This window comes from Metallibacterium sp., from assembly GCF_054637675.1.
Genome location: NZ_JBTSRB010000082.1, coordinates 1 through 6,478, shown reverse-complemented (window position 1 = coordinate 6,478; position 6,478 = coordinate 1). Strand labels below are relative to the sequence as shown.

Annotated in this window: 10 protein-coding genes and 1 pseudogene; 2 read left to right on the top strand and 9 right to left on the bottom strand. The window is 67.3% G+C overall.

Annotation, left to right across the window (positions count from 1 at the left end; all coding sequences use genetic code 11):
• Positions 1 to 401 (bottom strand): MFS transporter (locus ACYDAT_RS15425; protein WP_461451254.1); only part of this gene is annotated, 401 nt, incomplete at its 3' end.
• A 131-nt stretch (positions 402 to 532) separates the two neighbouring features.
• Between ACYDAT_RS15425 and ACYDAT_RS15420 the strand changes: the two genes are divergently transcribed.
• The gene (locus ACYDAT_RS15420; RefSeq protein WP_461451252.1) at positions 533 to 1,210 is read left to right on the top strand and encodes an ArsR/SmtB family transcription factor; all 678 of its coding nucleotides are present in this window, start codon (positions 533 to 535) and stop codon (positions 1,208 to 1,210) included.
• 74 nt (positions 1,211 to 1,284) lie between these two features.
• On the opposite strand, the gene ACYDAT_RS15415 is transcribed toward ACYDAT_RS15420, so the two are convergent.
• The 3 genes from ACYDAT_RS15415 to ACYDAT_RS15405 all read right to left on the bottom strand — a co-directional run bounded on the left by ACYDAT_RS15415 (position 1,285) and on the right by ACYDAT_RS15405 (position 3,268).
• Positions 1,285 to 1,731, bottom strand: coding sequence for a hypothetical protein (locus ACYDAT_RS15415; protein WP_461451250.1), 447 nt, complete (start codon positions 1,729 to 1,731; stop codon positions 1,285 to 1,287).
• Positions 1,728 to 2,219 (bottom strand): MarR family winged helix-turn-helix transcriptional regulator, encoded by a 492-nt coding sequence (locus ACYDAT_RS15410; RefSeq protein WP_461440957.1) that lies wholly within the window; start codon positions 2,217 to 2,219, stop codon positions 1,728 to 1,730. The genes ACYDAT_RS15415 and ACYDAT_RS15410 overlap by 4 nt, the downstream gene beginning before the upstream one ends.
• A 98-nt stretch (positions 2,220 to 2,317) precedes the next feature.
• Complete coding sequence (locus ACYDAT_RS15405) at positions 2,318 to 3,268, bottom strand: helix-turn-helix domain-containing protein (RefSeq protein ID WP_461451248.1); 951 nt, start codon at positions 3,266 to 3,268, stop codon at positions 2,318 to 2,320.
• Between the two features lie 131 nt (positions 3,269 to 3,399).
• Here ACYDAT_RS15405 and ACYDAT_RS15400 point away from each other — a divergent pair, with 131 nt between their 5' ends.
• Positions 3,400 to 4,050: a cysteine hydrolase family protein gene (locus ACYDAT_RS15400; RefSeq protein WP_461451246.1), complete on the top strand. Its 651-nt coding sequence runs from the start codon at positions 3,400 to 3,402 to the stop codon at positions 4,048 to 4,050.
• Positions 4,051 to 4,180: 130 nt separating this feature from the next.
• On the opposite strand, the gene ACYDAT_RS15395 is transcribed toward ACYDAT_RS15400, so the two are convergent.
• From ACYDAT_RS15395 to ACYDAT_RS15375, 5 genes and pseudogenes are all read right to left on the bottom strand, one after another.
• Positions 4,181 to 4,552 (bottom strand): VOC family protein, encoded by a 372-nt coding sequence (locus ACYDAT_RS15395; RefSeq protein WP_461451244.1) that lies wholly within the window; start codon positions 4,550 to 4,552, stop codon positions 4,181 to 4,183.
• Positions 4,553 to 4,671: 119 nt separating this feature from the next.
• The gene (locus ACYDAT_RS15390) at positions 4,672 to 5,361 is read right to left on the bottom strand and encodes a helix-turn-helix transcriptional regulator (protein ID WP_461451242.1); all 690 of its coding nucleotides are present in this window, start codon (positions 5,359 to 5,361) and stop codon (positions 4,672 to 4,674) included.
• The gene (locus tag ACYDAT_RS15385; protein ID WP_461451258.1) at positions 5,331 to 5,621 is read right to left on the bottom strand and encodes a DUF2867 domain-containing protein; all 291 of its coding nucleotides are present in this window, start codon (positions 5,619 to 5,621) and stop codon (positions 5,331 to 5,333) included. The genes ACYDAT_RS15390 and ACYDAT_RS15385 overlap by 31 nt, the downstream gene beginning before the upstream one ends.
• 126 nt (positions 5,622 to 5,747) lie before the next feature.
• Positions 5,748 to 6,158 carry a DoxX family protein gene (locus tag ACYDAT_RS15380; protein ID WP_461451256.1) on the bottom strand — a complete coding sequence of 137 codons (411 nt, stop codon included), beginning with the start codon at positions 6,156 to 6,158 and terminating at the stop codon, positions 5,748 to 5,750.
• A gap of 98 nt (positions 6,159 to 6,256) precedes the next feature.
• Positions 6,257 to 6,478 (bottom strand): annotated as a pseudogene (locus ACYDAT_RS15375) (NADPH-dependent F420 reductase); the annotation flags it as partial.

The following is a 6,478-nucleotide window of genomic DNA, read 5'->3' as shown; positions in this document are numbered from 1 at the left end:
TGCGGGTCGGCCCAGATGACGCGGATCAGCGCCAGGCTGGCGGGCAGCAGCAGCGCCGCGCCGACACCCGCCAGCGCGCGTCCGGCAATCAGCGCGGCGATATTCGGCGCCAACCCGGCGAGCAAGGAACCCAGCACGAACACCGCCGCGCCCGCCTGCAGCACGCGCCGCCGCCCGAGCAGATCGGCCAGGGTGCCGCCGCTCATCAGCAGCGCGGCATAGCTCAGGTTGTAGGCGTCCACCACCCACTGCAGCGCCGGCAGCGGTGCATGCAGGCCGACGCCGATGGCGTGCACCGCCAAATTGACCACCGAGGTGTCCACCTGCGCGATCAGCACGGCGAGGCAGAGAATGAACAGGATGACGCGGCGATCGGCGTGCGCTACAGGTGCGTAGGACATGGCGTGGACTGCGGAGTGAACAGGCCGCCATCGTCGCCGCGCGCGCCGCAGCATGATTCGGTGCGCACCGAAGCGTGTGGCGCACGCTGCGCCCACAATCACGACCCTGCACGCCGCATAGGAACCCCACCATGACCCGGGACATCGACATCGTCCGCATCGCCGCGCTGGTGGGCGAGCCCGCGCGCGCGGCCATGCTGCTGGCGCTGGGCGATGGCCGCGCGCTGCCCGCGGGGGAACTGGCGGCCTGCGCCGGGGTGAGCGCGGCCACCACCAGCGGACATCTCGGCGCGATGCGCGACGCGGGCTTGCTCGACGTGGTGCAACAAGGCCGCCACCGCTATTACCGGCTGGCGTCGCCACAAGTCGCCGCGCTGCTGGAATCGCTGATGCTGGTGGCGGCGCAGGACCCGGCGCGCATGGCCACGTCGCGGGTCGATCCGCTATTGCAAGCCGGGCGCACCTGCTACAGCCACCTCGCCGGTCGCTTGGGCGTGGCACTCTGCGACGTGCTGATCGCGCGCGACGGCCTGCGCATCGACGACGACATCGCCCGCTTCAGCACAGAGGGCATCCGGCTGCTGGAGGATTTCGGCATCGACGTGCGCGCCTTGCGCCGCCACGCCGCGTCGAAAACCTGCATCGACTGGAGCGAGCGCCGCCATCACCTCTCCGGCCCCACCGGCGTGGCGATCTACCGGCGCTGCCTGGAACTGGGTTGGGTGCGGCACCACCTCGACAGCCGCGCGGTCAGCGTCACCAAGATCGGGGCCAAGGGGCTCCAATCCACATTCGGCTTGGCAATGTGAGCACGATGATCAATTCCCGCCGAGTGCCAACAGGATCGGCTCCATGCGAGTGCCTGGACCGGTCATGGATCTGATCAAGCCGCTCGTGGACACCGCCTGCCGGCGAGCCTGCGCCCATCGCGGAAGTTCAGGCCCATGAGGGTGAGCTGCACGGCACCGACGAGGAGTTCCACCGCCTGGACGGCATAGAACGACGCGTCGAAACGGCCGGCCGCGGCTTGGTTGTTCAGGAAGAGTGCCGCCGGAATCATCACCAGCACGCCGTTGGCGGCAATGAAGCGCATGCGCTTCTGCTTTCTCGTCACCAGCCGTCCACTACGCGTGCGCGCCAAGATAAAACCCGAGCCGCCGGTGGCAACCAAGGTCGGCACCAGCAGGAACAAGCCGTACACAATGGCGTGTTTGACGGCGGCGACCGCGGCGTGGTCCAGGAACAGCTCCGCAATCACGGTGGCCACCCAGAAGCTGGCGATGGTGAGCATCGCGATGCTACCGGCGACCGCATGGACGACCGGTTTCATGAGGCGGGACCTTTCTTCGGTACCGGGATATCGAGCCGCTCATGGAGGGTGTCCAGCGTGCGCAGCGTCTGTTTGAGGTCTTGCAGCGGCAGACCCTCACCCAGTGCGCGCGCCCAGACCACCTCCAGCGCCATCGCCTGGGCGTACGCGCGCAGACCCAATGCGGTCAGGGCATAGAGCGGCGAGCGCTCGTGGCGCGGATTCGGGCGCTGCTCGAAGAAACCTTCCGTCACCAGGGCATTGAGCTGCTTCTGCGCCCCCTGCCGGGTCATGCCCATCGACACCGCGATCTGCGGCGCGGAACGTGGGAACCCGGCCAGCGCCACCGCCCCCAGCGCTTGCCAGCGGGCGCTGGTGAGACGAAGCGGTCGGACCAGTTCATCACCTTTCTCCAGCAGACGACCATGCACGCGGAATACCGCGAGCATGATGTCGGTCAGGATGCGCACCTTCGGGGGCGGCCGGGTTGTCACGGTGGATTTCTTCATGACCGCTCGGGTTTCGCGAGTTGCGTTTGACATGGTGCAATGCTCAAGATGGTTACCAGTTTCCAATAATGGAAACTGGTTGTCAATATCGACCCGGCTCAGCGTCCACGGAATTCGCGCCGGTAGGTCGAGGGCGTGGTGGCGAGCGCCGCGGCGAAATGCTGACGCAGCGACAGCGAGGTGCCGAAACCCGCGCATTCCGCGATGCGCTCGATCGGCTGGCCGGTGGTCTCCAGCAGGCGCTGCGCGAGCAGCAGCCGCTGCGCCAGCAGCCATTGCCCGACCGTGGTGCCGGTATGTTGGCGGAAATGGCGGGTGAAGCTGCGCCGGCTCATCGCCGCGCGCGCGGCCAGCGCATCGAGACTGTGCGGCTCGTCGAGATGACGCGCGACCCAATCGAGGGTCTTGGTCAACGGGTTCTCGCCCGCGGTCGCCAGCACCGGCTGCTCGATGTATTGCGCCTGGCCACCCAGCCGATGCGGCGGCACCACCAGCGTGCGTGCGATGCGGTTGGTCGCTTCCGCGCCGAACTGCCGCCGCACCACGTGCAGGCAGCAATCGATGCCAGCGGCGGTGCCGGCCGAGGTGAGCACGTCGCCTGCATCGACGTACAGCACGTTCGGAGCCACCCTGACCTTCGGGTAGCGCTGCGCGAACCGCTCCGCCCAGCGCCAGTGCGTGGTGGCGCGGCGACCGTCGAGCAGCCCCGCTTCGGCCAGGGCATAGGCACCCAGGCAAAGTCCGACGACCAGTGCGCCGCGCCGGTGCGCACGGCGCAGCGCTCCGAGCAGCGATGCCGGCGGCACCTCGTGCGCGTCGCGCCACGAGGGCACCACCACCACCTGCGCGCGCTCCAGTTCGCGCAAGCCGTAACCGGTGCCGATGGTGAAGCCGGCCTGGCTGCGCAGTTCGCCCGGTTCCACCGCGCAGACCCGCACTTCGTACAAAGGCTCGGCGCCGGCCGGCTCGCCGAACACCGCACAGGGCACCGACAAGTGAAACGGCCGGATGCCATCGAACGCCGCGATCGCCACCTTGGTCGCAGCCATGATCCGACTCCGCGATGAGGATTGGCCCGATTATAGCTAAACATGGCTATCAGGCCACTACCGCGGCGACGGGCCGCGGCGGAGCATGGGCACGCCGGGACATCGTTCCATCCGCCCACAGGATTGCCGCCATGAGCCAGACCCCGCGCCGCGCGCTCGTCGTCATCGACGTGCAGAACGAATACGAGAGCGGCGGCCTGCGCATCGCCTATCCGCTGGTGCAGGACTCGCTGCGCAACATCGGCCGTGCCATGGATGCCGCGCAGGCTGCCGGCATTCCGGTGATCGTGGTGCAGCAGATGGCGCCCGCCGATGCACCGCTGTTCGCCGAAGGTTCCCGCGGCTGGCAGTTGCACGACATCGTCGCCCGCCGCCCGCACGCGCACTACGTGCCGAAAAAGCTGCCCAGCGCCTTCGCCGGCACCGATCTTCGCGACTGGCTCGCGCAGCACGGCATCGACACGCTGGCCGTGGTCGGGTACATGACCCACAACTGCAACGACACCACCATCAAGCATGCTTTCGATGCGGGCCTGCAGGTGGAGTTCTTGATGGACGCCTCCGGCAGCGTGCCCTACGCAAACCGTGCCGGCTTTGCCAGCGCGGAGGAAATCCACCGGGTATGCGCTGTCGTCGAACAGTCGCGCTACGCCGCCGTGCTCACCACGGACGAGTGGCTGGCCTGTCTGGCCGACGGTTCGCTGCCGGAGCGAGACACGATCCACGCCTCACACCAACGCGCATTGACGCTCCTGTCCAACGGCAAAGCAGTCCGCTCTTGATCGTCGTGTGCCCTGTTCATCAGCCGCACCCGCCGCAAGGGCGGCGCCTTGCCGTGGCAGACCTGCATGAACCCCTCGGCGCGGCCTCGGCGGACGTGCCCCGCCGAGGCCACCGCGATCCAGTTCCTGTTTACCGCGCGCGCGGTGCAAAGACACGCAGCCGGTGCCCGTCGGGGTCCGATGCGACGAAGGTGTAGCCGAAGTCCATCCGCACGGGCGCCTGCAGGATGGGCAGGCCACGCCGCGCCCATTCGGCATGCATGGAAGTGACGGTCGCATCACTGTCCACCGCGAACGCCAACTCGGTGCCACCACCAGTGACCGTTGCCGCGGGCTCGACCTCGCGTCTCGACCGCAAACCGAGCTTGACACCCGATTGCAGGGCTAACAGGGCGAAGTTTGGGGATGCTTGAACGGGAGCATGCCCAAGCAGATCTGCGTAGAAGGCGGCGCTTGCCGCGGCGCTTTCGACATAGAGAATGAAGAAATTGGTATCAGGCATCGCGAGCACTCCGAAGTGATGGACGGTGGCGACCCCTCCCGGCCGCACGGCGTGCCGAGAAGGCGTCGATCACATCGTAGAAACCGGTACCGCCCAATTCTGTCAGCAGTGATGCCGCATCAAGGGGCCGCGACGCCTTCGATCTCGCGCCACTCTTTCAGCAGCGCTTGACGACGGCGCGGATAGCGTGAGTCCAGGACGGTCAGGTCGGCGATCCGGTCCGTGCGGAAATGCCGGTAACCCTGGCGGCGCTCGCACCAGGCGGCCACGATACGCACTTGATCGAAGAAGCCGAGCGCAAACGGCCAGATCACGCGGTCGGAGGTGCGTCCCTGGAGATCGCGGTAGCGGATATGGAGTTTGGACTCCGATCGGATCGCGTGCCGAATGCTGACCAGTGCCTGATCCACGGCTGCAATGACCGCGCCCGGTCCGACGAACAGCGCCGAGGCATCCAGAGCATTGCGCAGCTCGGTCGGCAAGACGGCCGCGATCTTGGCCAGGGCATTGCGCGCCGCCCGCCCGAGCGGATCATCGGCGCGATCGGCGACCCAGCATGAGCCGAGAACCAGGGCCTCGATCTCGTCTTCCGAGAACATCAGGGGCGGCAGCATGAACCCGGGGCGCAGCACATACCCCACGCCCGGCTCGCCATCGATCCGCGCGCCCTGGGCCTGCAGCGCGGCGATGTCCCGGTAGAGGGTGCGCAGGCTGATGCCGAGTTCGGACGCCAGAGCGGCGCCGCCCACCGGGTAGCGATGGCGGCGCAGGCATTGCATCAATTCGAGCAGGCGTTCAGCGCGTGACAACGATCGCTCCTTGGGGTCGGCAGCCAGCGCATCAACCGGGGGCAAAAGGGAGCGTCGGCCCCTGTTCGGACTGGCGCTGCACCACGGCATGAGGCTCTCCTATGCATGGGTGCGACGAACGCCATGTAGACGCGCCCCAGCAGATTGTGAGTCTGCACGATGGTAGTGGAACGCTTATCCGCAGCGTTTGCAGCAACTGCAGACGCCGGGCGCGAAGCGGCCCTGTGTGCTGCCGGCGAAGAGCGTAACCGCCTTGCGATGCTGGTTGCCGAATTGACTAGCCCCCAAACACTTGTGGTTGCCGTCGAGTCCGTCCATGTGTCCGCAGCGGTGCACTTGGGTGGCGCGGTGGCTGCGAAGGTCCACGCGCGCCTATACCCGGTCTCCTACCCGATCGTGCGCCCAACCGGCTTCAGTGCGAGAGCGCCATCACCGAGCAGAAAGAGCACGACGAGACTCACGGCCCAGAACGCCGGGTATTCCCAGCCGCCACCCTTGTTGGTGAACAGCCAGCCATTCGCCCCATGCACCATGACGATGGTACCGAGCATCTCGAGCGCCAGCGGCAGCGCCACCCAAGGTGCATACACACCAAGGATGAGGGCCACACCGCCGAAGAACTCGAGCGCGATGACCGCGTAGGCCATGATGGCCGGCAGGCCGAGCGAGGCGAAGTAAGCGACAAATCCCGGGACGGTGAAGACGAAGATCTTCAGCGCCACGTGCGCCAGGAACAGGACGCCCAGACTGACGCGAAGCAGCAGCGCGGCATAGGGCGCGGTGGATGTCTTGATCATAAAAACCTCACGGATGGTCGATCGATGGGACAGCGTCATGCGGCGGGATCGCGGCGCCGGAGCCGGCGCCCGAGCCAGTCGCGTTGAAACTCGCGTCTTCAGTCCTGGCGCACCCAGGTCGGTGCGATGCCGGTGCCAAGGCCGGCACCGTAGCCAAGGTAGATGTTGAGGCCCGCCAGCGGTTCGAGATATCGCGCGTTCCTGAGCGTGCCGGCATCGATCACCTCGAAGCCCATCGCGCGGGCCATCGCGGTCACAGCCTCTTTTGCCGGGGCGTCATCGCCGGCCAGGAAAATCGTCACGCGCCGGCCGGCGCCGAG

Coding starts and splice junctions, on each gene's coding strand:
- ACYDAT_RS15420 (WP_461451252.1), top strand. CDS start 533: ATGACCCGGGACATCGACATCGTCCGCATCGCCGCGCTGGTGGGCGAG.
- ACYDAT_RS15415 (WP_461451250.1), bottom strand. CDS start 1,731: ATGAAACCGGTCGTCCATGCGGTCGCCGGTAGCATCGCGATGCTCACC.
- ACYDAT_RS15410 (WP_461440957.1), bottom strand. CDS start 2,219: ATGAAGAAATCCACCGTGACAACCCGGCCGCCCCCGAAGGTGCGCATC.
- ACYDAT_RS15405 (WP_461451248.1), bottom strand. CDS start 3,268: ATGGCTGCGACCAAGGTGGCGATCGCGGCGTTCGATGGCATCCGGCCG.
- ACYDAT_RS15400 (WP_461451246.1), top strand. CDS start 3,400: ATGAGCCAGACCCCGCGCCGCGCGCTCGTCGTCATCGACGTGCAGAAC.
- ACYDAT_RS15395 (WP_461451244.1), bottom strand. CDS start 4,552: ATGCCTGATACCAATTTCTTCATTCTCTATGTCGAAAGCGCCGCGGCA.
- ACYDAT_RS15380 (WP_461451256.1), bottom strand. CDS start 6,158: ATGATCAAGACATCCACCGCGCCCTATGCCGCGCTGCTGCTTCGCGTC.